Source organism: Rhodothermus bifroesti (assembly GCF_017908595.1).
In the GTDB taxonomy this organism is placed as follows: Bacteria; Bacteroidota; Rhodothermia; order Rhodothermales; family Rhodothermaceae; genus Rhodothermus; species Rhodothermus bifroesti.
Window position 1 is genome coordinate 133,481 of the sequence record NZ_JAGKTL010000002.1, and the last position, 25,884, is coordinate 159,364.

Genomic DNA, 25,884 nt, shown 5'->3' on the forward strand with positions numbered 1-25,884 from the left:
ACAACTCAGCAGGTATGCTATTGGGTCTCTGGGCGAGGCACCAGAGCGATGATGCGTAAGGGGCCACCGCTGCCACGGTGGATTTTCATGGGTAGCGCAATGACAAAGGCTCCGCGCGCAGGGAGCTGGTCTAAGGCGGCTACATTCTCGAAAGCAGGTACATTTTCAGCAAAAAGCACCTGGTGCGTCTCAAAGAGGGTAGATTGGCCATAATCAATGCTGGGCGTATCGATGCCTACCGCTTTGGGGCGGCGGTTTGCAAGCAGCCAGCGGGCGGCTTCGGGATGCAGACCAGGAAAATGCAGTTGGGCTACGGCTTCAGGCCCGCGGGCATCGGTGCCCATGTAGCGCACGCGGTCGGGCCAAAACTGACTATAGCCAGTGCGGAGCAGCACGATGGCGCCTTCCGGGATCGATCCGTGTTCAGCTTCCCAGGCTTCAAGGTCGGCTACCTGAATCTGATAGTCGCGGTTTGCCAGCGCTTTTTCAGATACATCGATCACCACGGCTGCGCCCATAAGCTGGGTGAGCGGGATTTCATCGGTGCTCCACTTTCCTTCTGCAAAGTGCACCGGTGCGTCGAGGTGCGTGCCCCCATGTTCGGCTGTGCAGAACGTGTTCGCTTCATAGTAGTAACCTGCCTCGGTATACCCACGGTGATCGATGCGAAGCTGAAAACCTTCAGCCGTAGGCCAGTAAATCGTCGTCTCGTCGTACGGATAGCTCAGGTCAAGCACTTCATAGCCGGCAGGAGGAAACGTAAAAGGCCGAGGCGCTTCTGGGGAGGGGCGGCATCCGAAGAACAGCAACCCTGCCGCAAGCATCCCATAAAATCGGTTCATGGCATCAGGCGCTTGGGGATGATGGATTCAAAAAATACAAAAAAACCCCGGCATCTGAATACCGGGGTTTGAGCAGGGCTGCGAGGTCTTTTAGATATTGATTGGTTCGCCAATGGCCGCGCGGGCGGCTTCCATAATCGCTTCGGAGAGCGTCGGGTGGGGATGTATCGATTCGATGATCTCATGGAAGGTGGTCTCCAGCGTGCGGGCCGCGACAGCTTCCGCAATCAGCTCGGTCGCGTCATGCCCAATAATGTGGCAGCCGAGGAATTCGCCATACTTAGCGTCGAAAATCACTTTAACAAAACCCTCAGTATGGCCCAGGGCTGTTGCCTTGCCTGAAGCAGTGAAGGGGAATTTGCCCACCTTAATGTCGTAGCCGGCTTCACGGGCTTTTTCTTCTGTGTAGCCGACCGAAGCGATCTGCGGTTGACAGTAGGTGCAGCCTGGAATGTTATTGTAGTTGAGTGGCCGCACGTCCTTACCTGCAATTTTTTCTACACACAAGATGCCCTCGTGGCTTGCTTTGTGCGCCAACCATGGTGGTCCGGCGACATCGCCAATAGCGTAAATGCCTGCCACGTTAGTCCGGTAGAACTCATCGACGACAATGCGACCGGGTTTGGTCTCAACGCCTAGGTCTTCGAGGCCTAAGTCCTCAATGTTACCTACGACGCCCACTGCTGAAAGCACCTGATCGGCTTTGAGGGTCTCCTGGCCGTTTTTTGTTTTAACCTGGATTTTGAGCTCTTTGCCTTTGGTATCCACCGATTCGACTTGAGCGCTGGTGAGCACCTTGATGCCCATTTTGCGGTAGGCGCGTTCGAGCTCTTTCGATACTTCAGTATCTTCGAGCGGGACGATCCGGTCCATCAGCTCCACTAGCGTGACCTCGGTCCCCATGTGGTGATAAAAATAGGCAAACTCGACCCCGATGGCGCCGGCCCCTACGATGACAAGCCGCTTAGGCTGTTCTTTTTGCAGCAGGGCTTCTTTATAGGTGATAATTTTCTTGCCGTCTATCGGCAGTGCAGGAATCTGGCGTGCCCGTGCCCCTGTAGCCAAGATGATGTGCGCAGCTTCGAGCGTGCGGGCTTCGCCAATTTTTTCCCCATCCATGTTGACCGATGGCTGCACGTCGATTTTGCCTTTAGCCACCAGGCGAGCACGGCCAAAGATCACATCGATCTTGTTTTTTTTCATCAGAAAAGCCACGCCTTTGCTCATTTTATCGGCCACGGCGCGGCTGCGCTCGATGACTTTAGCAAAATCGGGTTCGACTTTGCCTTCGAGTTTTAGGCCGTAGGCTTGCAGGTTACGCGCCTCTGCGGCCATCTCAGCGCTTTTGAGCAGGGCTTTGGTGGGAATGCAGCCAATGTTTAAGCAGACGCCACCGAGTTTGTCTTTTTCGATAATGGCAGTTTTAAAGCCGAGCTGAGCAGCCCGGATAGCGGTTTCGTAGCCCCCTGGGCCGGAACCGATTACCACGACGTCGTAGCGGGCATTGTTGGCCATATGCGCGTGCAGAGTTTACGTGGTCAAAGAGAACTTCCAAAAAATAACCGGTAGCGGGCGTTTTTGCTGCAGCGCTCCGGCAAGCTTATGTGAAAATGCCCATGGCTTTTAGCGCGGCCGTAGCCAGGGCGTGGGGTTGAGCACTTCCCCGCCGCGAAAGAGGGAGAAAAACACGCCGGCACGTTTGGGTTCGGCATCGGTGCCAGCACGGCCGATGACCTGTCCGGCCCGGACTTCTTGGCCAATCGATACGTAGACCAGCGACAGGTTGCTGTAGAACGTTTGGTATTCGCCGTGTTGGATGAGGATATAGGTGCCATATTCCGGCATGGCGTCTACCGCGATGACACGGCCATCGAAGACGGCCCGCACTTCGGCTTGTGGGGCTGTGCCAATGAGGATGCCGGGGTTAGGCGTACGCGTGCCATAGACTGGATTGACAATATCGCCAAACGGTTCAATGACGGCTCCTTCGGCTGGCCAGGGTAAGCGTCCGCGGTTTTGTTCAAATGAGCCGGAAAGTTCGGCAAAGGCCACAGCTGCGCGGGGATCGGCAGCTTCACGAGCCCGCTGTCGTTCTCGTTCCGCTGCCAAAAGAGCCTGAATACGCGACTCCAGTTCCTGAGCTGCCTGCCGCTTTTGGGCGAGTGACTGCTCAAGCGATACGCGCTGGGTGCGAAGCGCTTGAATGACACGTCGCCGCTCCTGCTCCAAGCGCGCTAGGCGCTGGCGTTCGGCTTCAGCTTCCTGAAGAAGTTGTTCGGTTTCTTGGCGTGCAGCCAGCAGTTCCTGGCGGCGGACTTCAAGCTGGGCTGTTGCCTGCTGGATGGCTTCGAGCTTGGCGCGGCGTTGCCGGGCAAAACGGCCCAGATAGCGGGCACGAATCAGCATTTGGTTGATGGACTCAGCCGACAAGAGCAAGGCCAAGTCGTGCATTCGGCCATATTTGTAGGCATGCAACGCCCGCCGCCGGTACTGCGCCTTAAGCGTTTCGATCTCCTGGCTCAGCAATCGCGCTGCCTGCTGGAGCGAGTCGATGGTTTGGGCCAATTGCTCCATACGTTGCCGATAGCTGCGCACCAGCTCACGGCGGATGGCGATCTGGCGCTCTAGATTTTCCAGGGTTTGCAGCGTAGCCTGTTCGGTCTGGACGGTTTCGCTTAGACGTGCCTCTTCCTGGCGAATTTGTTCTCGCAGGGCGCGTAGGCGACGCTCGATGGCTGTGCGATCGTTTTCGCTTTGGCCATAAGCGGCCAAAACCAATAGCAAGCAACAAAACAGGCCGAGCAGCTGTGGCTTCATGGCTGATCGCTTAAGGCATTCAAAGGCAGACGCTGCGTACCTGTAGGGTTCCAAGTGAATGCTAACGAGGGTGGATTGAGCGTCAGTTCACGATAGTATAGCCGGACCTCGAAGCCTTGTAGCGGCTGCGCCATCCGTAAACGCCGCGGGAGAAACACGTTTCCAAAGCGGTCAAAGGCATCAAAGTGAAAAGCTTCAATCACCTGGCCTGCAGCATCGTAGTGTTCGTAGCGCACTACGCACCATCGGGTTGGGTCAATCCTGTAGCGATAGCTGCCAGCTGTGTCCTGAAGCACATAGGAGGTAGAATCTGCCATAACTTGCCAAAAACCTGCAGGGGGGTAAAAAGCTCCAAGTAGGCTTAGGAATGGGTCCTGATGGGTCATTATGGGTAGCCAATAGCGTATGGGGTCGTGCCGCGCTGCTGTGTACAAACGCCGGTGAATGCGGTCGTGCAAGAAAACGCTGTCGGGTGTGATCAAAAGTCGGGCCGCTTCAATACCCCAACCTGCATGAAGGCGTACCAGGATCGAATCGCTGCGGCGTGCAGTTACGGTGGCCGAAAGGTTGTCGATCCCTGCTGGAGAGCGAAGTTGCACGTTGGCTTTTGCAGTAAAACTTAGCAGGGTGTCGAGGGGCAGCCGAAGATGGGCTCGGATTTGTTCAGCGGTGTGATAGGGAAAGCGGGCGGGCAGCTCAGGGGCTTCGACAATTCGGGGGCCACGGCTGCAGCCAGCCAAAAGGAGCAGGCAGACGATCAGTCCTTGGATACGCATAGGCACTTCAGGGACTGCGGTAAGTGGACAGAAGCTGGCGCAGGTGGGCATTTTCGGGGTCGCGCTGGAGGGCTTCCTGCCAGGCTTGCCGTGCTGCGTCGAGCAAACCCAGGCGCGCTAGCGCTTCACCGTAGTAGGCGTAGGCCAACGGTGAAGCACGCTTGGCAGACAACAGCGGCTGCAAGACATCCTGGGCGGCTTCGGGACGGCCAGCTTGCAGCTCAAGCCAGGCCAACGTTTCTAGCATCCAAGATTCCTTGCTTTCTCGGGCAGCCTGTCGCGCCTGACGAAGGGCTGCTTCGGGCTGTTGGCCTACCAGAAACTGGACCACAGCACAGTGGGTAGCTACAGCCGGTGTGGTGCCTGCGCGACCGAGCGCTTGAGCACAGGCTTGACGTGCTTTTTCAGGGGCCTCGAGCTGGGCCCACAGCCGTCCCGCAAAGGCTTCCCATTCGGCCACTTCTTCAGGAGACAGCTCTAGGTATTCCTCCTGCAAAGCTAGCAGCGTTTCAAGATGGGTTAACGCAGCCCGAAGGTTGCCCGTTTGCAGCTGCGCGTACGCTGCTAGACGAAGCAGCGGTAATTGACCGGGAAAGAGAAACAGCCCTTCTTCGGCTATGCGGGCGCTTCGGTGAGGATAGCCCGCCAGGAGCCAAAGGCGCGCAGCGTCCGTCCAAGCCTTTAAGTCGCGGGGATCTAGATGCAAGCTGCGTTCCAGCAAGGCAGCAGCACGCTCGGGCTGGCGTTGTTGGAGCAAGGTGGCCTGCAGACGCAGCGCCTCAACCTGGCTAGAGTCTTGTGCTAAAAGCTGATCGAGGAGCTGCTGAGCTTCTTGAAGCGTCAAGCTGTCGGTTGGTGTATGGAGAAGCTGGCGAATGCGGGCCAGCAAAGCGCTGGGTGTGGTAGGAGCTTCCGCCAAACGGCTTAACAGCCGAGCTGCAACGGTGTCACGAGGATCAAGGCGTAGGGCATATTGCAGCGCTGATCGGGCTTGGGGTACCTGACGGCGGGCGAGGTAAAGGGTACCTATCGTGCGCCACAGCGCTGGATCGTTTGGAGCGAGCTGTACCAGAGCTTCAAGCGAGGTTAGGGCAGCTTGCGTATCTCCTGCAGCCAACTGCAACGGCCAAAGGGCACGATACCAGGCAGTATCGGGGCCGTATTGTGCCAGCAGGTGTTCGTACAGATAGCGGGCTGTAGCAAAGTCTTGGGCTTTGCGTGCTTCCTCGGCCCGAAAGGCCAGTGCACGCGGGTCGTTAGGATGGCGCTGTAAGATATAGGCTACCAGAGCACGGGCTTCGCCAAGCCGCTGGTTAGCTTGCAGGAGATCAAGGGCTTCATGGCAGTAGCTCACCTCCTCGGAAGCACGGCGACAGGCTTGTTCAGCATAAAAAAAAGCTGTTTCGAGGTTGTTTTGCTGCTGATATGCGTGGGCCAGGGTGATTAAAAGCGCTGGCTCACCCGGAAGCAATGAGAGCGCTTCTTCCAACAAGGGAATGGCCTGATCTGGTCGATCCACTTGCAAATACGTTAGGCTGCGCACCAGCAGTTGCTGAGCCCGTAGCGTATCGGCCATTTGGCTTTGGGCAACCGCCGGGTTTAGCGGTAGCCATACAAGAGCAAGTAGCCAACAGCCCCAAACTCTCATAGAACCCTATTGGAGATGTACGAAACGTTACGTCGCTGCAGCAACGAAGGCACGTGCCAGAGGTTTCGGATCCTAAACGCTGTAGCGTGATACCCTCTGAGGTGCTGTTTGTAACAGCATGGTGCGGTTCGTGAAGGCTCTGGTATCCGAAGGCAAAGTGGCGGGGTATAACCTTCGTGGTTAAAATCGGCAAAGGCATAAATATGGTACGTAAGGCGCTCTGGGGGCTGATTGGCTTAGGCGTCGTTGCAGGTTTGGTGTATGCCCGCTGGCCTAAAAATGCAGAAGTCACGGCAACGCCTGCAACGCAGCGATTGCGGGTACAGGCGGTTGTGCTACAACCAGCGCGGGTGGCAGATCGGCTGACAGTAACGGGTACGGTGCGGGCTGGCGAAGCGGTTGAGCTGCATAGTGAGATATCTGGTATTGTGGAGGCATTGTTTTTTGAAGAGGGGCGGCCAGTGCAGCAGGGAGCACTGCTGGTGCGGCTTAACGACGACGAGCTGCAGGCGCAGCTGCGGCAGGTGGAAGCTCGGGTGCAATTGGTGCAAGAACAGCTCCAGCGCCAAGAGCAATTGCTTGAGCGGGGCGGCGTAAGTCAGGAGACCGTCGACGCTACGCGGAGTGAGGCGCGCGTGCTCCAAGCCCAAGCGGACTTGATTCGGGCACAGCTTGCCAAAACAGAGGTGCGTGCCCCGTTTAGCGGGGTGATCGGGCTACGTTCGATCAGCGTAGGCAGCTATGTAACCCCCAATACACCGATTGCCCTGTTGCAGGCACTCGACTCAGTGAAAATCGAGTTTGCTGTTCCAGAGCGTTATGCCCATCGCGTGCAGGTCGGGCAGCGCATTCGGTTTACTGTTGAAGGCCAAACGCGAACCTTTGAGGGACGCATTTATGCCGTTGAACCGCGTATCGACGAGAGCACGCGCATGCTGCGCGTTCGGGCCATCAGCCAAAATAGCGAGCGGCTTTTGGTTCCGGGCGCTTTTGCGCGTATTGAACTGATCTTTCAAGAGATTGACCAAGCATTGCTCGTACCTGCGATCGCGGTCATTCCGGAGATGGGTCAAAGTAAAGTGTTTGTCTACGAAGACGGTCAAGTTGCTGTACGTTATATCACCCTGGGCCTGCGCTTAGAAGACAGCGTGCAGGTGCTTGAAGGATTGCAGCCGCAAGATACCGTGATGATTACGGGTATGCAGCTATTGCAACCCGGCATGCCGGTCGAGGTCGAGGTGGTCCAGCCTTAAACCTTACGTTGCCATGAGCCTATATTCTGTAAGCATTCGACGCCCTGTGCTGGCCATCGTGCTTTCGCTGGTCATTGTGCTGTTCGGCCTGGTCAGCTTTACCTATCTGGGCGTGCGTGAATATCCGGCGGTTGATCCTCCGATTATTACGGTGTCGACCAACTACCGAGGCGCAAACGCCGAGGTCATTGAATCCCAAATTACGGAGCCCCTAGAAGAGTCAATCAACGGGATTGCGGGGGTGCGTTCGATCACGTCGGTCAGCCGCGATGGACGCTCGACGATTACCGTAGAATTTGAGTTGGATGTGGATCTTGAGCAGGCGGCCAACGATGTGCGTGACCGGGTTTCGCGGGCCATGTCTAATTTGCCCCCTGATGTGGAGCCGCCTATTGTCTCCAAAGCGGATGCCGATGCCCAGCCGATCGTTTTCCTCAACATCAAAAGCGACCGGCGCAACTTGCTGGAGCTAACGCGCCTGGCTGAAGAGCTGTTTAAAGAGCGACTGCAGACCATCCCAGGCGTAAGTTCAGTTGATGTCTGGGGAGCCAGGCGCTATGCTATGCGGATTTGGCTCGATCCGCATAAGTTGGCGGCCTACCGGCTCTCGCCTATGGACGTGCGGGATGCGCTGCAAAGGGAAAACGTGGAGCTGCCTTCTGGGCGCATCGAAGGTGGTGCTGTTGAACTTTCCATCCGTACGCTGAGTCGGCTTGAGACGCCAGAGGATTTTAATAACCTGATCCTTAAAGCAGAGGGAGGCCAGCTGGTACGGCTACGCGACGTCGGATATGCCGAGCTGGGGCCAGAGAACGACCGAACTGTGCTTAAGCGCGACGGCATCCCCATGGTGGGGGTGGTACTGCGACCTCAGCCTGGAGCGAACTACATTGCTATTGCCGACGAATTTTATCGTCGCTTGGAACAAATCAAAAAAGAACTGCCAGCTGACCTCGAGCTGGGCATTGGCTTTGACATTACCCAATACATTCGAGAGTCTATCCGTGAGGTGCAGCAGACGATCTACCTAGCGATCGTCTTGGTTGTGCTGATCATCTTTTTGTTCTTGCGCGACTGGCGCACAACGATCATTCCGGTGCTGGTCATTCCAGTGTCCCTGATTGGGGCGTTTTTTATCATGTACGTTTTGGGCTTTTCCATCAACGTACTGACGCTGCTGGGGATTGTCTTGGCCATCGGATTGGTCGTCGACGATGCTATTGTCGTGCTTGAAAACATCTATGCAAAGCTAGAGCAAGGTCGTCCACCTGTTGAAGCGGGAATTGTGGGTACACGTGAAATCTTTTTTGCGGTTATTGCCACGACGCTGGCTTTGGTGGCGGTGTTTATGCCGCTACTGTTTCTAGGAGGACTTACCGGCCGGTTGTTTCGGGAGTTTGGCATGACGCTGGCTGGCGCCGTGGTAATCTCTTCGTTTGTGGCCCTGACGCTTACGCCAATGCTGGCTACACGTTTGCTGCAGGGCCATTCAGGCCACTCTTGGTTTTATTACAAAACTGAACCGTTTTTCCAACGTCTGGCCCAGGGGTATCGACGTTCACTAGAGGCTTTTTTGCGGCGACGGTGGCTAGCCTTTCCGGTACTGGCGACTGCAGCGGCGTTGATCTTTGTGTTCTTTAAGGCCCTTCCAGAAGAGCTGGTCCCTACCGAAGACCGAAGCAGCATCGTGATTTCAGCCACGGGACCGGAAGGGGCTACCTTTGCCTACATGGAGCAGTACATCGATCAGCTCGTGCGCATGGTCCAAGAAGAGGTGCCTGAGCACGAAGCCATCATTTCGGTTACTTCACCAGGGTTTGGGGCTGCCTCGGCGGTCAATTCAGGGTTTGTTCGGCTAATCTTGAAAGATCCAGACCAGCGGGAGCGGACCCAGCAAGAGATTGCCAACTATTTGACCCGAAGGGTGCGCGACTTTCCAGGCGCTCGTACCTTTGTAGCCCAACCGCAGTCTATTGGAGATCGTCGCGGGGGGTTACCGGTGCAGTACGTATTGCAAGCCCCTAACTTGGAAAAACTCCAAGAAGTGTTGCCACGCTTTCTGGCCGAGGCTGAAAAAGACCCAACCTTTACCTTTGTAGACGTCAACCTGAAGTTTAACAAACCTGAGTTGCGCCTGCGTATCGACCGGGACCGTGCGCGGCAGGCTGGCGTGTCGGCTGTAGATATTGCGCAGACGATCCAGCTTGCGCTTAGCGAGCAGCGCATCGGCTATTACATTATGGATGGTAAGCAGTATCAGGTGATTGCTCAGGTGCAACGTGCAAACCGTAACGAACCTTTAGATCTGCGCACACTCTACGTACGCAATACCCGTGGCGAGCTGATTCCTCTGGATAATCTGGTAGAACTTCGCGAGGAAAGCACACCGCCGCAGCGCTATCGGTTCGACCGTTACGTGTCGGCCACCATATCGGCAGGCCTTGCTCCGGGCAAAACCATTGGTGACGGCATTGAGGCCATGGATGCAATTGCCGAGCGGGTGCTGGACGAAACGTTTTCCACAACGCTGAGCGGCCCCTCACGAGATTTTGCCGAAAGTAGTCAGAGCCTCCTGTTTGTGTTTCTGTTTGCGCTTGTACTGGTGTATTTGATCTTGGCTGCTCAGTTCGAAAGTTTTCGTGACCCACTGATCATTATGCTTACGGTGCCACTAGCGTTGGCAGGGGCGCTACTGGCCCTGTGGTATTTCCAGCAGACGCTGAATATCTTCAGCGAAATCGGAATGATCATGCTTATCGGTTTAGTAACCAAAAATGGTATTCTCATTGTAGAATTTGCAAATCAGCGTAAAGCAGCAGGCTTAAGCATCTTTGAAGCGATCATCGAAGGGGCTGCTGCCCGGTTCCGGCCTGTGCTGATGACCAGCCTCTCGACCATTCTGGGCATTTTGCCCATTGCTTTAGCCCTCGGTGCCGGCTCTGAGAGTCGCATTCCGATGGGGATCGCCATTATCGGTGGCCTGCTGATCGGCACCTTGCTGACCTTGTACGTGGTACCGGCGATGTACACGTATCTAACGCGTCGGAAGGTCGCTGCCGTACATAAAGTCGAACAACCGGTGCTGGAAACCACCTCCGTATGAACAACAGCATGCGTTGGCGGACTGTCGCTGCGGCTTGGGTAGCTGTCTGGGGAAGCTTGAGCTTGGCTAAAGCACAGCCGCTTTTGACCCTTGATGAGGCGCTTTCGATAGCCAGACAAGCTAACCCTGCATTGCAACGCGTTTGGTTAGTTGCCGAGCAGGCCGAAAATAATGCGGCCCCTGGTGCAGCAGGTCTGTTGCCGCAGCTTTCCTTGAGCATGGGCTGGAACGGAAGCGTGGCTAATACGCGGCAGCAGTTTTTGACCAATCCAGAGCCGGTCATTCGGAAAGGTGCGCAAACGCGCCAGCTTAACAGTGGCGTGCAGTTTCGGTGGACGGTATTTGACGGCTTGGGCCAGTGGGCCCGCTATGAGCGCTTGCTGGCAACATCTGAACAGGTCGCTTCGGCAGCGAAAGAAACGCAGGCCACCCTACTGGCCGATGTAGCAGTGGCTTACTACAACTTGGTGCGCCTCGAGCAGCAGCGGGCCGTGCTAGAAGCTACCGTGGCTATTTCGGAAGAACGCCTGCGTATTGCTGAAATGCGCTACAGCCTAGGCGCTGCCTCCCGCCTGGAGGTCAGTCGCGCCCAAGTTGACCTCAATGCCGATCGTGCGGCGCTTTTGCGCCATGAGGTGCTGCTTGCGCAGCAACGGGCTGCATTTAATGAAATGCTGGGGCGAGACCCAGAAACGCCCTTTCGGACCATCGACACCATTGTGGTAGACGAAACGCTTACGCTTGAAGCCCTGCAAGAAGCAGTGCGTCGCCAAAATCCCTCGCTGCAGCGTGCGCAGGCCGCTTTAACCGTGGCTGCGCATACGCAGCGCGAGTTGGCAGCGCAGCGTTGGCCCCAGGTGGATCTGGTCGCGGGCTACGGCTACACGAACCTAAACTCGGAAAGTGGCTTCATGCAGCAAAGCCGGACCCATAACTTTAACTACGGCTTCAGTCTCACGTTTAACCTGTTTGACGGGTTTAACCGAAAGCGCCAGATCGAAAACGCACGCCTAAGCTATCAAGCTGCGCAGCTTCAAATGCAGGAAACGACGCAGGCGCTTCAAACAGCACTAACGCAGCAATATGCAGCCTACCGACACTATCTAGCGTTGGTCCAGCTAGAACAAGAAAACTTAGAAGCAGCCCGACTGAATGTCGAGGTAGCTTTAGAGCAGTTCCGCTTGGGCACCATTACTTCGGTAGAGCTACGTGAAGTGCAACAGGCCCTGCTTCAGGCCGAAGAGCGTCTGGTGAGCGCTCGCTATGAAGCCAAGGCGGCAGAAATCCGCCTGCGCCAGTTGGCTGGGGCTTTCTAACAAAAAAGCGACAGGAAAACTGTCGCTTGTGCATCGCCCCTCATCAAATCCCAAAGGCTAATCTTTCTCTTCGTCGTCTTCAAAATCGTCTTCGAAGTTCTCCTCGTCCAGATCTTCGTCCAACGCCTCTTCTAAGTCTTCTGCCTCTTCTTCAAGTTCTTCCTCGATTTCTTCGTCTACTTCAGCGGCCACATCTTCAGGAGCTTCCAGGATCGCGCCCAGTTCGTCCGTTTCATCTGGTTCCTCCACTACGTGCGGCCGCTGCCGCTGTCCCTGTTGTAGCTCCGCTTTAACCTCAGGGGCTAGCTCATAAATGACCCCCAGATGATGCGTACCCGTCTGCACGACCAACCCCTGCTTGATCATCAGGCAAGCAATATCGTAGGGGCACATTTCGTAGCCCTTACCACGAAGGTAGAAGTTGGCATTACGACGGGTGGTGCCTACAATCAACACGTATCCCCGGGCCAGCTTGTTTTTCGCGTGGCTGACCCATTTTTCCTTGGAAACGGTTGGGCCAACGCGCCGCTCAGGTTGAAATTCACTGACAGGTTCCATAATGCCGGTCTTTCATGCTGCTTAAAAAGCAGAGCGATGCAACCGTCATGCCTGCGGGCTGTTCCGCGTTCACAAAGGGCCTGATAAATTTTATCAGGCCCAAAAAAGCCAGAAACTTCCGGCTTTTTTACTTGCCCTTCTGGAAGCTAGCCCTATTTTAAAGCCAAAGGTCTCATTGAACCAAAACTGAAAGCATCATGCACATGCTGTTGCAGTTTTTCTATCAAGGGGAACCAATCGTAGTTGCGGGCGCGCTTTTGGTAGACTGGCTTAAAGCCTTAGGGGTTTGGGCTGCGCTATCTGGTTTGTTTATCGGCCTGCGATGGGTTCTGGCCAATCGACTTACGGCGCTGGCCCAGCGCACCCGGACCCATCTGGATGACATCGTAGCGAACGTATTGCACCGGACGCGGGCTTATTTTCTGGTGGGTTTGGCTTTCTATGCTGCTGCAGCCATCGTGCAACTGCCCAGCGTAGTGATTCGCTGGGGAGGCCGCATTGCCTTTGTGCTGCTGCTTTTGCAGATCGTACGCTGGGGAAGTGGTCTGATCACCTTGTATGTTGAGCGCTATCGTCAGCAAAAATTGGATCAAGACCCCGCGGCCGTTACCTCGATGCAGGCCCTAGGATTTATTGGGCGACTGGCGCTCTGGACGCTCGTGCTTTTGGTGGCGCTTGATAACTTCGGTGTCGATATCACGGCGCTGATTGCCAGCGTGGGCATTGCTGGCGTGGCCATTGGCTTGGCGGTGCAAAACATCTTGGGGGATCTGTTTGCTTCGCTCTCAATCGTGCTCGACAAGCCGTTTGTTGTGGGGGATTTCATCATTGTGGATAACTACTTGGGCACGGTTGAATATATCGGCCTAAAATCGACACGTATCCGTAGTTTGACCGGTGAGCAGCTTATCTTTTCCAACAGCGACCTGCTCAAAAGCCGTGTGCGTAATTTTAAGCGCATGCAAGAGCGGCGCGTTGCCTTTACCATCGGTGTCGTATATCAGACCCCGAAAGAAAAACTCGAAAAAATTCCGCAGATGATCCAAGAGGCGATTGAGTCGCAGGAACTGGTGCGGTTTGATCGGGCGCATTTCAAAGAATTTGGTCCGTCCTCGCTCAACTTTGAAGCGGTCTACTGGGTGCTGAGCCCAGACTATACGGTTTACATGAACATTCAGCAGGCGATTAACTTGGCCTTGGTTTCGCGTTTTGCACAGGAAGGGATCGAGTTTGCCTATCCGACGCAGACGCTTTACGTCTACCCCATGCAGCCTGCCGCTGAGCCAGCACGAAACGCAGCGCTTGAACAGGTCTAAGCGTTAGGGTGTATTTTCAGGCTGCGGTAAGGGTTTGCGGGGCAGGCGGGCGTCGCGTTCAGCCGCATGGTAGGCGAAGGCAGCGATGATGGTAGCTGCTTGTTTGAGGTCGTCTTCGATCAGATGGTCGAAGACGTCCATGTTCGAGTGATGTGTACGCGTGCCGTAGGCCAAGTGGTCTTGAATGAACTGAAAGCCTGGCAGTCCAGCAGCATCGAACGACAAGTGGTCGGTCCCTCCCGTATTGCGGAGCGAGACGGTAGCCGCGCCGAGGTCGTGAAAAGGTGCCAGCCAAGCGCGAAAAATGGGTACAACGGCTTCGTTACCTTGCGTGTAAATGCCCCGGATCTTACCGGCGCCGTTGTCCAGGTTAAAATAGACAGAAAACTTTTCGTGGGCGGGTTTAAGACGTCTTGGGGGCTGTCCCCAGGAGCCTAGCTCGGCAAAGTGCTGGTTGACGTAGGCCCGCGAGCCCAGTAAGCCTTGCTCTTCGCCTGTCCAAAGCGCCAGTCGGATGGTTCGACGCGGCTTGCGCCCAAGCCGATCGTAGACGGTCTTGAGAATACGCATGGCCTCCATCATGACGGCCGAGCCAGCCGCATTGTCCGTAGCTCCTGTGCCTGCATGCCACGAGTCGAAGTGGGCACCCAGCATGACCAGTTCATCGCCTATTTCAGGATCGGCACCAGGCAGCTCAGCAATCAGGTTGTACGCATACGGGTCTTCTTCGTGAAAGGCAACTTTGAGATCGACTGTCATTTCCACGCGAAAGCCTCGTTCAAGCAGCCGGTAAATGCGGTTGTAGTGCTCCGCAGCTACGATGAATTGAGGGATCACCTGTGCGTTGGTTGCCCAGGGGCCAAATCGTACATCCCAGAACGCGGCGGTTGGGGTAGGCACATCCGCTCCATCTACGAAGACCGTGCCGTAGTCGCCACGATAGCCTCGGTCTAAAATGGCCAATGGGCGCTCTTGGTAAAGAAACTCCAGTCGACGCTGCGCAAGCGCTCTCTGGCGGAGCACCTCAGTGCTGTAGCGCGGCGTGCTGCTTCCTGATGCTGGCGCATTGGCTAGAGACAGCAAGTCTTCGGCGTCGCGGCGCCGCGCCAGCGGCTCAAAAGGTTCTTTAAGCGCACGAGGCGGTTCCAAGAGCACAATTTTGCCCTGGAGCTTACCTTGGTAAGTTGCAAAAGCGGTTGTGTCTTCGACATCAAAGCGCACCACCTCGGCCGTAACTGGGCCGTCGATGCTGGGCGACCACGCTTTGGGATAGGCCAGCACAGGAAAACGTACCGGTGCCGTTACTTCCATGCGAACGTGCTCAAGCGACCAGCCGCGGCCAAAGGGGCCCCAGCGTTCGCGGTGCACATTGGCTAAGCCCCAGCTTTCCAATCGGCGCATTGCCCAGGCCGTAGCGCTGTCGAGCTGGGGCGATCCGGTCAGGCGTGGGCCATACACATCGGTTAGCCAGAAAACCGTCTCCATGACCTGGCTGCGTTCTAGACCTTCCTCACGAATGAGCCGTATAGCCGCGGTATCGACCGGCTCCTGTGCCCAAAGCGCAGGGGCCCAGCACAGGATAAGCAGCAGGCTCGTTGGTTTAAGCTTCCGTGCGATGGCGATACCGGATAACATGGGCTTTCTCCAATGTGATTAAGCCTTCTTGCACGACCTCCTCCAGAAAAGGTAGGATTTTCTGGATATTTTCCTCGGTATCTACAATTTCTATGACAACTGGTAGGTCCTCTGAGAGGCGAAGCAGCTTGGCCGTGTGCACGCGGCTAGAAGCCCCAAAGCCCATCAGGCCGCGCAGCACGGTAGCCCCAGCCAGGTTAAGTTCGCGCGCTTTCAGTACAATCTGCTCGTAAAGTGGCCGTCCGTGATGGCGGTCGGTCTCACCAATAAAAATGCGCAGCAGAACCCCCTCTTTGGGCAACTGGGTCATAGCCAACCCCCTCCATGCAGGATCAGGCGAGCGGTTAGAAATCCCAGGGCAACGCAGCATAGCCCTAGCAAGCTGCTTCCGAGCAGATTGAGGAGCCCAAGCAGCAGTTGGTTGTCGCGTAGCAGGTTCAAAGTTTCCAGTCCGTATGTCGAAAACGTCGTATAAGCCCCAAAGAGCCCGACAAAAATCAGCGGTGAGACGTAGCTGGGCATAATGAACACTTCCGAAAACGCCCAAAGTAGGCCAATGCCGTAGCATCCTGTTAAGTTGACCACCAGCGTTCCCCAAGGAAATCCCGGGCCTAACCATTGATAAACTAGACCTGAAATGCCATAGCGCAAAAGGGCACCAACAGCTCCTCCAAGAGCAATGAGCAAAAGTTTGGTCATTTTTTGGGTTGAGGTGGCCGTCGGGTGGACTTTTGGGTGCTCTCCCATAACCGGAAGCGCTCAAGATCTGACTGAAGCATACGGGCAACTGCAGCCACCACGGCTACATCGTCGACCAAACCCAAGCCTACAACCACGTCCGGAATGAGGTCAGCCGGATTAACAAAGTACACCAGGGCTGCTACACCGTAGAGCAGCGACCGCCAGGGAATCGCGCGATACTCACCGCGCGCCCAAGCTTGCACCAGGCGCAAAAGCGTTTGCACCTCACGGCGTACTGGGGTTAGGCCGGCTTGGTTGAGCACCAGCCGGCGATAACCATGCATAACCAGCCGTAGCAATCGGCTCCGACGGGTAAGGGCGCGCTGCGCAGCCCGAAACGCTAAGGTAAATGCCCGCGTGTGCAGCGGAGCAACTTCTTGTGACATCGTGTGCCAAGGTAGCAAAAACCTTAAAGAATATAAGGCATTCGGTAAAATAGGGGGGCTACAAAGCATAAAATTATGTTAAAAGGCCGTTAGGTATTACGCAACCTGAGCTCTTTGGGGTAGGGTTCTAAATACACCTGTGTGCGAATCCAAGGATGTACGGGAAAGCGCCGAAAATGGTGGCGTAGCAGCACAATGGGTGTAATGAGGGGCACGAGGCCTTGGCGATAGTCTTCAATTAGCGTGTGCAGCTCTGCTCGGTCTTCTGGAAGTAAGTAGTCGCGCAGATATCCTGCCAGATGGAACAAGACGTTTGCGTGCTTTTTGCGTGTGGCCATTACGTTCATGGCTGACATAAACTGCTGGGCATAGCTTTCGAGCAGCTCTTCCCAGGGCGCATTGCCCGCTTTGGCAACCAGTTGACCAAGGCTTTTAAGGTGCTTGGGGCTGTGGGACATTAAGGTCAGTTTGTGGGCTGTATGAAAGCGAACTAAGGTTTGAGGAGAAGGATTTTCTTGTAAAAACTGTCGCAACCGATGATAAGCAAATAATCGATCTATAAAGTTTTCACGTAGTAAAGAGTCCTGCAAGCGTCCTTCTTCTTCCACAGGCAATAGAGGAAAGCGGCGTACCAGAGCTTCGGCAAACAGGCCACGGCCTTCCTTATGAGGGATGCCATTATGGTCGTAAACCTTCACACGAAAAAGCCCGCAGGTGGGGGAGCGACTTTTGAAAATATAACCGTCCAAGTCCAGTAGAGCTAAGTGTTCAAGTTGGGCTTCAGTCCAAATGCGCATGGCTTCAGTCCAGTCTTGGCCTGTAGTAGCGCCCACCAGCCGAGGGGCGTGTACATCGCCGACGAGTCGGACTGCTTCACGCGGTATTCCCATGCCTGCGCCTACTTCTGGGCAAACAGGGACCCATTCCACGTAAGGTCCCAACAGCTCAAGTAACGAGCGGTCGCGGGCATGGCCACCATTAAAACGGACTGGTTCTCCGAGTAGACAACTGCTAATGCCTATGCGGAGCCGTTGTGTTGTCCACGTCATGCGTCGTTTGAGGATGTAAAAGTAACGCAAGTCCCTGCAGGACCATTAAGCTAGTTAGGAAGAAAAAAAGCGCTTCTTCTACAGGCAAGGGCCCGATTTTAAGACCAGTACTGGTCTGAGCAGCTATGGTCCAAATTTGATCATGGATAGCCCAGGAATCAATGATCCAAAGGTAGGTGACTCCTACGCTCAAAGCTTTTAGTACAGTTGGGGCGTATGTACGAATCAAATGCGCACCAAAGGCCCACTGTCCTAGCAGAACTGGTCCTGCCCAGACGAGGATCAAGCCAGCATACAATAAACGCTCGTATTTCAAGGCTACTACGCCTAAAAACGTTAGTAAGCTGTAGATCAGGGTACCCTTCCAATGGCTGGAGTGCCAGCGTAGACTAGGTTTAGGTGGGAAAAAAGTCTTAGGTAGAAAGGCTAAAAAAAGCAAGGACAAAAATAGGGGCTGCAATAGAAAAAACAAATATTCCTCAATGGGCACGTAGCCGATAGTGCCAATAACCCGGTTGCTTCCATATAACCAAACGCCGCGGTACACCAGGTAGTTGTCCCAGGGCGTAGTATACACCAAAGCAATGAGGCTTAGCAGCATAAGGGTACTTAGAGGACGGTGAATGCGCCTCATAGGTAGTTGCTTGCGGTTGTAGAATGCAAGCAAAACTATGGGAATTACCAAAAAAACAAGCAAAAACGTGAGGTATTTCATAGCCGTCCTCGTTCTAGATCTTCTAAAAGAAGGTAAGCCGCGTTGCGGCCTGAAGCGCCCATAATACCGCCGCCGGGATGTGTGCTGGCTCCCGTTAGGTAAAGACCGCGCACGGGTGTGCGATAAGCTGACCATCCTAGGGCTGGACGTAAGCTAAACATCTGGTCTATGCTCATTTCCAGATGCATCACATTACCGTGCCGCAAACCGAGTTCACGTTCTAGCCATACCGGATGTTGAAACAGAGCGCCTACAATGTGCTTGCGCGTTTCTGGGGCATACCGCTCAAACTGATCAAGTAGGCATTTTTCCACTTGGGGAGCCCATGTTTCCCAAGATCCGCAGTTTAATGCATATGGAAAATATTGTGCCCAAAGCCAAAGCACTTCTCCGCCTGGTGGTGCTAGCGTGTCGTCAATTGCGCTAAAGGTCATGGCTAGCAGAGGGGGATCTTGGGCAGGCTGACCCATGCGATAAGCTCCGTAGGCCTGTTCGATTTGATCGACTGAGCGGCAAAGCAATTGCAGGCCAATGCGTGCTTCTGGACTATCTGTAGCTGCATAGCGTACCGGAGCATTGAGCGCTAGGCGCAGCATAACTCCAAAGCCATTACCTACCCGAAGGAGCGGTCGCAGTGCTTGCAGTTCAGGAATGGGTAAAAGATGATCGATGAGCTCTAAAAGATGCGTGCCACAAAGCACGGCTCGGGCGGTGTAAGTGTCGCCGTTGTGCAGTGCAATGCCTTGTACGCGTCCGTTGTGATAAAGTAGCTTTGCTACAGGGGTACTGGTGTACACGAGTCCACCATGTGCTACAATGCAACGCTGCAAGGCGGTAGAAAGCATGCCCGAGCCGCCACGTGGACGGGCAATGCCGCCTTTGTGGTACAGCGGATGCCAAAGCACAAATGGTGCACTTAAGGGTTCGCTAGGAGGAGGGCCCGATTGGGCGGCCATCCAAGCCATAAGAGCTTTAAGTTTTGTAGAGCGAAAAGCTTCTTCAAGTACTTGCCCAAACGGTTTGAGAATACGAGGCAGGCTCCATAGCCAGCGGGGTAATCCTCGTCGAAAGGCAAAAGCGCGGCTTATAGCCCAAGGTGTTGGTGGACGTAAAAATGCCTCACATACTGCTTCAGCAAAGGGCTGCCATGTTTGACAAAACCGAAAGTAGGCTTCACCTTCACCAGCCTGGTGCGTTTCGAGATGGGCAGCAGTGCGCTCTAAATCACGATAGATAAAGAGCGTTTCCCCATCTTCAAAAGGGGCCACAAAAAGGGGATCGAGCTCAAGGTATTCTAGTCCGTAACGGTGCAGTTCGAGCTCTTCCACAATAGGCGTGAGGCGAATCAGAATGTGCGCGCTACCCCCTAGGTCAAAGCGATACCCCGGAAGGTACTCTATGGTTGAAACTGCACCGCCTGGCTGTGGGCGACGCTCAAAGACCATGACCCGGTAGCCTGCACGGGCCAGATATGCAGCAGCCACCAGCGCGTTGTGTCCGCTTCCTACCACAAGGACATCAGCATCGTGCATATGCGGCCTGCCAAAGTGCAGGGATTAAAAATGGTGGAGATCAAGGATTTTATGCGCCACCTGCTCAGCATGCCAGAGTGCTCCTTGAATGGAAGCTGGCCCTAGATAGTCGCCGCAGAGCCATACCGATTGACCTATCGCTGGTGAAGGGGCACGCCAGCCTTTAAGTTCTGCAGGAAGAGCATAGCGGATAGGATAGCAGGCCAGTGGGCGCCAGCGATCGACCTGTTTACCGAACCAGCGGCGCAATTGAAGTCGAGCGGCTGCGAAAGCATCGGTTTCGCGCTCCAGTAACAAACCTGGCATGTTGGCTGAAATCAATGCGGCTCCTTTAGGAGCGTACGAGGGAGCGATTCGATGGAGCGCTGCTGCCGTTGCTACTGGCCCACTCTCCGCCTCGCCTTCGACAAGTAGCACCTCGGGTAGATCACCTGCGCTTTGCTCAGTGGCAAAATAGACGGTTGTTTCACAGTTCCATGCCATTGCAAAATGGTGATGCGGCCATAGTTTGCTGAGTGCTGCTGCATCGGTGGCTAATACAGTATAGCGTGGCCGAACTACAGCGCCGTTGTGCAGATGCACGCTACCATTAGGCTCGACGTATACTGCAGCGCAATTCAAATGGAGATGCTCAGGGGGCAACTGTCGAGCAAGTTGTTCAGCCAGCGCCTGCATCCCTTGAGCTGGGAGTGCTGCGTATCCTTCACGAAAAGCCTTAAGTACAAAAAAGAGCTTTTCAGCCCTTGTATCAAGTGCGCGTTCTAGAAATACACCGCTGAAAAAAGGTTTTAGAAATCGCTGGAGAAATTTTTCAGAGAATCCGAGCTGTTGCAAGGCTTCTAAAGCAGTGCTGTCGTTAGCTTCAGCTTGCGGTTGTGCCTCTAGATCTACCGTTTCCAGTTGGCGAGCTAAGCGCAAAAAAGCAATCAAGTCTTTAGCCTGAAGTAGGCCGCTTCTAAGAGTCCCCCACAGCTGGTCTGGGTGCCGTAAAGGATCAAAAAAAGGATAAAAATGCCCCTCAGAAAACACGAAAGCTCCCGAAGGGAAACAATGAAGATCGAGCGCCTTGTAGTCGAAGGCTCGTTGTGCTGCGGGATAGGCAGTTTGTAATACTTGAAATCCGCGATCTAACCGAAACCCGTCAATGAGATCAGTGCGTACGCGCCCTCCTACGCCCTCTTGACGCTCAAAAACGTGTACCTCTAGGCCTTGGGCATGTAGGAGGGTAGCACATCGCAGGCCTGCCAGACCAGCACCGATAACGGCAACCTCGGGAGATTTCATAGGGGTTGGCTTAGTTGTGTTTTCCATCGTTCATACATCTCGAGTGCTTCGTTTCGGCTTTTCTCAAGCGGGACAAGTGGGCGGGGATAGCTGGTTGCATGGAGCTGTTGCTGGCAGCAATCGTTCTCCCAGGGACTGTGAATGCAAGAGGTAGGCAAGGAGGCCAGGGCTGGAAGCCAATAGCGAATGTAGAGCCCCTCGGGGTCAAATTTTTTACTTTGTAGCACTGGATTAAATAAGCGAAAATAGGGGGCCGAATCGGCCCCGCAGCCAGCCACCCACTGCCAGCCCAGGGTATTGTTGGCTAAATCCGCGTCGACCAACGTATCCCAGAACCATTCAGCTCCGCGCAGCCAATGGATACGCAGGTTCTTGGTGAGAAACGAAGCAACAAGCAGCCGAGCGCGGTTGTGCATCCAACCGCTGCACCAAAGCTGTCGCATGGCCGCGTCGATGATCGGATATCCCGTTTGGCCTTTCTGCCAGGCGTAGAGCTCTGGTGCCTCGGTGCGCCAAGGAAAGCTTGCCCACTCCGAACGAAGCGGCTGCTCTACCGTTTCCGGAAAGTGATAAAGTAGGTAATACCCAAACTCTCTCCAGCCAAGCTGGCGACGAAAGGCAGCTACCGCCTGGGCAGAGATACCATTTTTCTGCGCCTCGCCACTTACCCGCCAGATTAAATGTGGGCTTATTTCCCCATGGGCAAGGTAAGGTGAAAGCCGGGAGGTCAGGTCCCGATCAAGTCGGTCTCGATTATGGTGATAATGCGGCAAGCCGTAGGCTAAGAATTGTCGCAGCAGACCCCAGGCAGCCGTTTCTCCAGGCTTCCAGTATTGAGCGATAGTTTCAGTAGCCCAGTCTGGTTTAGGTAGGAGCTCGAGTGCCGTTAAAGGAGCAGATTCCGGCCAGCTTTCGGGCGCAGGCAACGTGGCTGGTGGAATAAAAGGGGTGGGCGGAGTGTAATGCTGCTGAAGCGCTTTCCAAAATGGAGTAAAGACGCGGTAGATATCGCCGTTTTGCGTTCGAAGTTCAGATGGATTCATCAAGGTACATCCATCCGTTTCTATAAGATGGATGCCCTTTTGACATAGATGCATGACCTTTGTTAGGGTGTATCGCTCATGAGGCAAAAGTGGACGATTACAGCACAACGTACTGACAGGTAAGTTGGTTAGCAGGAATCCAAGTTCTTGGATAGGATCATCTGTTACACGCAAAATCAAACGACTACTGCGCTGGCGCAGCTCAGCATCCAAGGATGCTAGACTGTGATGCAACCACCATCGCCGAGCGGCACCAAGGCGAGCAAAGCCGGAAGCCTTGCGGTGCCAAATAAACACCGGCACAATCGGCCTTCCCGTGCGCAAGGCGGCTTCTAAAGCGGGGTTTTCTGTAAGCCGAAGATCCCCAGAAGAAAACAGCAGTAAGGTAAGGGACATAGGGATGCAAAAAACTATGCCGCAGGTTCAAGCACCGTTAGACTTGAGAGTCCGCCATCCACAGCAAGCACCTGTCCCGTAATCCAGCTGCTAGCTGGGTCCAGTAGGAAAGCGATAGCTTGTGCTACGTCTTCTGGCTTACCTAGCCGTCCTAGGGCGTGGTAGCGTCGAGACAGCTCTACAACGGTTGGGCGTGAAAAAAGGGAAGCAGTTAAAGGGGTTTGTGTAAGTCCTGGTGCAATCACGTTAATGCGTAAGCCCCGACGGGCATAGGTGGCTGCTGCCGAGCGTGCCAACCCAATCACAGCTCCCTTAGCAGCAGCAATCGCTTCATGGTTGGGCAACCCATGAAGGGCAACAGCTGAAGCTGTAAGTACAATGCTCCCGCCTTGAGGCATCAAGGCACGCACCCCCTGGCGTAGCACATGAAACGCACTCCAGAAGTTTTGAGCGAGAACTTCTTCCATTTCTTCAGGAGGGGTGGCCATCAATGGTTTGAGGTATATAGAACCTATCAGATGGGCAATACCGCTAACCTTACCATACGTGCTTTGGGCTTTCTCAAAAACGGATCGTACTGCCTGGGGATCACGTGCATCAGCAGGAATCGCTAAGGCGTTATACCTTGAAGCCAAAGCCTGTAGCGATTCAGCCCGACGAGCCACCAACACCAAAGCCTCCTGTCCACGCTGATGTAAAATTTGGACTAGCGCAGACCCAATGCCCCCTGTGGCACCAAAGATCAAAATACAGCCCTGCATATAGAGACGTGATCAATTGTGTCTTTTGATCTTTTTTACTAATATAATAACAAGGATAATAAAGTCAAAATTCGATCTTATGTTAGATAAAGACGAATTAATCCTTTCCTCTACAGAGGCTGCAGCGTTACTGGAAATTCACGTTTCTTCGATTAAGCGATGGAGTGACGAGGGACGGTTAGAGGCTGTACGTACACCTGGGGGACATCGCAGATTTTCCCTGCAAACGCTGCTCATGTTTGCAAAGCAGGAGCAACTGCGCATTCCCCTTTTAGGGTTTGCGCCATATGAGGCTAAGGTGTGGCGTGGGTTGCAGCAGTTGCGCCAAGGCATGGTGCCCAAAGAACTGCTTGCATTAATGTATCAGTGGCTTAAAGAGGGAAAAAGCGGACGTTTAATCCGGCTTATTTTATTTTTTTATCGCTACGGCGTCTCGATAGCCAGCTTGGGTGATTATTTGCTGGGGCCTTTGATGGATCAGGTTGGTGCAGCTTGGGAAGTGGGCGAGGTAGGCATTGGCGAAGAGCATCGAATGACCCAAGTGCTGGTGGATGCGCTCTATGCGCTTAGGCATGTAGAACAGGAGCCTGAAGAGCCAATAGCGCTTGTAGCTTGCCCAGAAGGCGAGCAGCACGAATTGGGAGCATTCTTAGTGCGTCTCATTTTAGAGGAGCATCGATGGCGGGTGCTTTACCTAGGAGCTGATGTTCCAGCTGAAGAAGTGGGATGGCAACAGCAACAGTGGCGGGCAAGCCTTGTGGCGCTTTCTTTTGTGCCACCGCTAGGGCGTGCTGATGTTTTACGGACGATTCGGGTGCTCGATCAACTTTACAATCCAGATTGTCCATATACGCTCATCCTTGGAGGTAAAGGGACTGCAGCGGTTAGATGTATCCATGGATCTTTTAAAGAAATAGTTATCTTCCAAAAACTTGAAGATTTTGAATTATGGCTTTACCAACATCACGCGCAACGTTAGGGCAAGTTGACCGATTTCTACTCTATGGCCTGTATGGGTTTACACTGGTTGCGGTTGCAGGCTTTGGTGTCTTTGGGCTAAATCCGGAGCTTTTGGGACGCTGGCCTGGGCTTGCGCCTTTTTATGTGCGCTCGTTTTCCTTTTTTGCCCGCCTGCACGTGCTGCTTACAGCGCTGGTGATTGTGGTTTACTTGGCGCGCCGTGTTGGACTAAAGTGGGTTCCAGCAGCAATTGTGGTGTATGCTTTGAGCTTGCTGAGCGAAACTCTAGGTACAACGTACGGCCTACCTTTTGGCTCATACCGCTATACCGCCCTTTTAGGGGAAAAATGGTTTGGACGTGTGCCTTATCTGATACCCTTGAGTTGGTTTGTAATGGCCGTGCCTTGCTTTGCCCTAGCCTATAAAACTTTTCCGGAGCGGCGGTGGTTTGGCCGTGTGCTCCTAGCGACTTACTTACTGGTGGTGTGGGATCTGAGCCTAGATCCAGCTATGAGTTATCTAACTTCTTACTGGACCTGGGAAGAGAAAGGCCTGTATTACGGTATGCCTTTGATCAATCTGGCTGGATGGGCGCTGACGGGTCTAGGGATCATGATTACGCTAGAGCTGATGCGTAGTACGCGATGGGCAGTGATGTTGGATGCGCGCTGGATGACGGCGTTCTATGGCGCTGTGCTTTTGATGCCTTTAGGTATGCTAGCTGCAGCGGGACTTTGGGGGGCCGTTGGCGCTACTTTGGGAGCACTTGCTTTAGCTTGGGGGATCATCAGGCGAGGTCGCCGGCGTTTGGCTGCGCTTGGCAGGTCCGCAACCTCCGGGGAGCAAGCAGCTCAGTTCGAAAATGATCCGTCACGTTTTTTTGCTCGCCATGCCCGCTCTTTTGCTTTTGCTGCTCGCTTTTTTCCATCAAGTTTTCGGAGGGAAGTAGTTCTACTTTACGGTTTTTGTCGCCTCACCGACGATTTGATTGACGCTGCTGAGCGTACGGTGTCTCCTGAGCTGCTGCATGAACGCTTCAAGCTTTGGCAACAATGCGTGCAGGATGCTTACGATGGGAGGCCATCTAGATTGCGCTGGTTAGACGAGCTAATGCAGCGTTCGCGCGCAAGCGGATTGCCTTGGGTGGTAGTTCAAGCACTGCTTGATGGCGTAAGAAGTGACATTGGTCCCGTGCGTTTGAGGTCATATCCCGAGTTGGATCATTATGCCTATTGTGTAGGCTCAACGGTAGGCTTATGGATGTGCTATCTGATGGGTATAACAGAGCCCAACCTATTAAAACGGGCCGAAGCCTTGGGAAGAGCAATGCAGTACACCAATATTGTACGTGATGTAGGGGAAGACTTGCTGCGTAATCGCATCTACTTGCCCGCTGAGCGTTTAGCAGCCTATGGTTTAGATGAGGCAACTTTACGCCAGATGCAGCAAACAGGCATTTTAAACCCTGCTTACCCTATGCTTCTTGAAGAAATTATGCAGCGCGCCGAGCATGACTACGCTGCGGCCTGGGAAGCCGTCCCGGCATTGCCGTCCCGCATGCGTGAAGCTATCGCTGTAGCTTTAGAGCTATACCAAGGCATTCATAGGGCTTTGCGACGCAATAGCTATAACAACCTCACGCGCCGAGCTTATATCTCAATGATTGAAAAGTCAGCTTTAGCTTTGCATGCTCTTTGGCGTTTGCATGGTTTCCCCAAGCTTAAATCCGCCTTAACATGACACTGCTAATGCT

Annotated in this window: 22 protein-coding genes; 6 read left to right on the forward strand and 16 right to left on the reverse strand. The window is 54.3% G+C overall.

Annotated elements, in window-relative coordinates; genetic code table 11:
• Nucleotides 1-17 precede the first annotated feature (17 nt).
• From J8E65_RS04265 to J8E65_RS04285, 5 genes are all read right to left on the reverse strand, one after another.
• Nucleotides 18-842 (reverse strand): cyclase family protein, encoded by an 825-nt coding sequence (locus J8E65_RS04265; RefSeq protein WP_237181649.1) that lies wholly within the window; start codon nucleotides 840-842, stop codon nucleotides 18-20.
• A 90-nt stretch (nucleotides 843-932) separates the two neighbouring features.
• Nucleotides 933-2,357: a dihydrolipoyl dehydrogenase gene (gene lpdA / locus J8E65_RS04270; RefSeq protein WP_210374172.1), complete on the reverse strand. Its 1,425-nt coding sequence runs from the start codon at nucleotides 2,355-2,357 to the stop codon at nucleotides 933-935.
• A 108-nt stretch (nucleotides 2,358-2,465) separates the two neighbouring features.
• A complete protein-coding gene (locus tag J8E65_RS04275) occupies nucleotides 2,466-3,659 on the reverse strand; it encodes a murein hydrolase activator EnvC family protein (protein WP_210374173.1) in 1,194 nt (397 codons plus the stop codon).
• Nucleotides 3,656-4,435, reverse strand: coding sequence for a DUF4292 domain-containing protein (locus J8E65_RS04280; RefSeq protein WP_210374174.1), 780 nt, complete (start codon nucleotides 4,433-4,435; stop codon nucleotides 3,656-3,658). The genes J8E65_RS04275 and J8E65_RS04280 overlap by 4 nt, the downstream gene beginning before the upstream one ends.
• Before the next feature lie 7 nt (nucleotides 4,436-4,442).
• Complete coding sequence (locus J8E65_RS04285; RefSeq protein ID WP_210374175.1) at nucleotides 4,443-6,011, reverse strand: tetratricopeptide repeat protein; 1,569 nt, start codon at nucleotides 6,009-6,011, stop codon at nucleotides 4,443-4,445.
• A 275-nt stretch (nucleotides 6,012-6,286) separates the two neighbouring features.
• Between J8E65_RS04285 and J8E65_RS04290 the strand changes: the two genes are divergently transcribed.
• From J8E65_RS04290 to J8E65_RS04300, 3 genes are read left to right on the forward strand one after another with little or no spacing between them, the layout of a single operon-like run.
• On the forward strand, nucleotides 6,287-7,336 hold the full coding sequence (locus tag J8E65_RS04290) for an efflux RND transporter periplasmic adaptor subunit (RefSeq protein WP_210374176.1): 1,050 nt from the start codon (nucleotides 6,287-6,289) through the stop codon (nucleotides 7,334-7,336).
• Between the two features lie 13 nt (nucleotides 7,337-7,349).
• Complete coding sequence (locus tag J8E65_RS04295; RefSeq protein WP_210374177.1) at nucleotides 7,350-10,439, forward strand: efflux RND transporter permease subunit; 3,090 nt, start codon at nucleotides 7,350-7,352, stop codon at nucleotides 10,437-10,439.
• Nucleotides 10,436-11,755: a TolC family protein gene (locus J8E65_RS04300; RefSeq protein ID WP_237181650.1), complete on the forward strand. Its 1,320-nt coding sequence runs from the start codon at nucleotides 10,436-10,438 to the stop codon at nucleotides 11,753-11,755. Before J8E65_RS04295 ends, J8E65_RS04300 begins: the two co-directional genes overlap by 4 nt.
• 57 nt (nucleotides 11,756-11,812) lie before the next feature.
• On the opposite strand, the gene J8E65_RS04305 is transcribed toward J8E65_RS04300, so the two are convergent.
• A complete protein-coding gene (locus J8E65_RS04305) occupies nucleotides 11,813-12,313 on the reverse strand; it encodes a hypothetical protein (protein ID WP_210374178.1) in 501 nt (166 codons plus the stop codon).
• A gap of 203 nt (nucleotides 12,314-12,516) precedes the next feature.
• Between J8E65_RS04305 and J8E65_RS04310 the strand changes: the two genes are divergently transcribed.
• The gene (locus J8E65_RS04310; RefSeq protein WP_210374915.1) at nucleotides 12,517-13,629 is read left to right on the forward strand and encodes a mechanosensitive ion channel family protein; all 1,113 of its coding nucleotides are present in this window, start codon (nucleotides 12,517-12,519) and stop codon (nucleotides 13,627-13,629) included.
• A gap of 3 nt (nucleotides 13,630-13,632) precedes the next feature.
• Here J8E65_RS04310 and J8E65_RS04315 read toward each other — a convergent pair whose 3' ends face one another.
• The 10 genes from J8E65_RS04315 to J8E65_RS04360 all read right to left on the reverse strand — a co-directional run bounded on the left by J8E65_RS04315 (nucleotide 13,633) and on the right by J8E65_RS04360 (nucleotide 23,171).
• Complete coding sequence (locus J8E65_RS04315) at nucleotides 13,633-15,264, reverse strand: M28 family peptidase (protein WP_210374179.1); 1,632 nt, start codon at nucleotides 15,262-15,264, stop codon at nucleotides 13,633-13,635.
• Nucleotides 15,230-15,574: a DUF190 domain-containing protein gene (locus tag J8E65_RS04320; protein WP_210374180.1), complete on the reverse strand. Its 345-nt coding sequence runs from the start codon at nucleotides 15,572-15,574 to the stop codon at nucleotides 15,230-15,232. Before J8E65_RS04320 ends, J8E65_RS04315 begins: the two co-directional genes overlap by 35 nt.
• The gene (crcB, locus tag J8E65_RS04325; RefSeq protein WP_210374181.1) at nucleotides 15,571-15,963 is read right to left on the reverse strand and encodes a fluoride efflux transporter CrcB; all 393 of its coding nucleotides are present in this window, start codon (nucleotides 15,961-15,963) and stop codon (nucleotides 15,571-15,573) included. Before crcB ends, J8E65_RS04320 begins: the two co-directional genes overlap by 4 nt.
• On the reverse strand, nucleotides 15,960-16,391 hold the full coding sequence (locus tag J8E65_RS04330; protein WP_210374182.1) for a YkvA family protein: 432 nt from the start codon (nucleotides 16,389-16,391) through the stop codon (nucleotides 15,960-15,962). The genes crcB and J8E65_RS04330 overlap by 4 nt, the downstream gene beginning before the upstream one ends.
• An 89-nt stretch (nucleotides 16,392-16,480) precedes the next feature.
• On the reverse strand, nucleotides 16,481-17,440 hold the full coding sequence (locus J8E65_RS04335; protein ID WP_210374183.1) for a YbgA family protein: 960 nt from the start codon (nucleotides 17,438-17,440) through the stop codon (nucleotides 16,481-16,483).
• Nucleotides 17,403-18,155 (reverse strand): lycopene cyclase domain-containing protein, encoded by a 753-nt coding sequence (locus J8E65_RS04340; protein WP_210374184.1) that lies wholly within the window; start codon nucleotides 18,153-18,155, stop codon nucleotides 17,403-17,405. Before J8E65_RS04340 ends, J8E65_RS04335 begins: the two co-directional genes overlap by 38 nt.
• Nucleotides 18,152-19,687 carry a phytoene desaturase family protein gene (locus tag J8E65_RS04345; RefSeq protein WP_210374185.1) on the reverse strand — a complete coding sequence of 512 codons (1,536 nt, stop codon included), beginning with the start codon at nucleotides 19,685-19,687 and terminating at the stop codon, nucleotides 18,152-18,154. The genes J8E65_RS04340 and J8E65_RS04345 overlap by 4 nt, the downstream gene beginning before the upstream one ends.
• Nucleotides 19,688-19,711: 24 nt before the next feature.
• Nucleotides 19,712-20,971 carry an FAD-dependent oxidoreductase gene (locus tag J8E65_RS04350; RefSeq protein WP_210374186.1) on the reverse strand — a complete coding sequence of 420 codons (1,260 nt, stop codon included), beginning with the start codon at nucleotides 20,969-20,971 and terminating at the stop codon, nucleotides 19,712-19,714.
• Nucleotides 20,968-22,410: a cryptochrome/photolyase family protein gene (locus J8E65_RS04355; RefSeq protein ID WP_210374187.1), complete on the reverse strand. Its 1,443-nt coding sequence runs from the start codon at nucleotides 22,408-22,410 to the stop codon at nucleotides 20,968-20,970. Before J8E65_RS04355 ends, J8E65_RS04350 begins: the two co-directional genes overlap by 4 nt.
• A 14-nt stretch (nucleotides 22,411-22,424) precedes the next feature.
• Complete coding sequence (locus tag J8E65_RS04360) at nucleotides 22,425-23,171, reverse strand: SDR family NAD(P)-dependent oxidoreductase (RefSeq protein WP_210374188.1); 747 nt, start codon at nucleotides 23,169-23,171, stop codon at nucleotides 22,425-22,427.
• Between the two features lie 79 nt (nucleotides 23,172-23,250).
• Here J8E65_RS04360 and J8E65_RS04365 point away from each other — a divergent pair, with 79 nt between their 5' ends.
• Together J8E65_RS04365 and J8E65_RS04370 are read left to right on the forward strand one after the other, a co-directional pair.
• Nucleotides 23,251-24,150, forward strand: a complete 900-nt coding sequence (locus J8E65_RS04365; protein ID WP_210374189.1) for a MerR family transcriptional regulator — start codon at nucleotides 23,251-23,253, stop codon at nucleotides 24,148-24,150.
• Complete coding sequence (locus J8E65_RS04370; RefSeq protein ID WP_210374190.1) at nucleotides 24,120-25,871, forward strand: carotenoid biosynthesis protein; 1,752 nt, start codon at nucleotides 24,120-24,122, stop codon at nucleotides 25,869-25,871. The genes J8E65_RS04365 and J8E65_RS04370 overlap by 31 nt, the downstream gene beginning before the upstream one ends.
• Nucleotides 25,872-25,884: the final 13 nt, after the last annotated feature.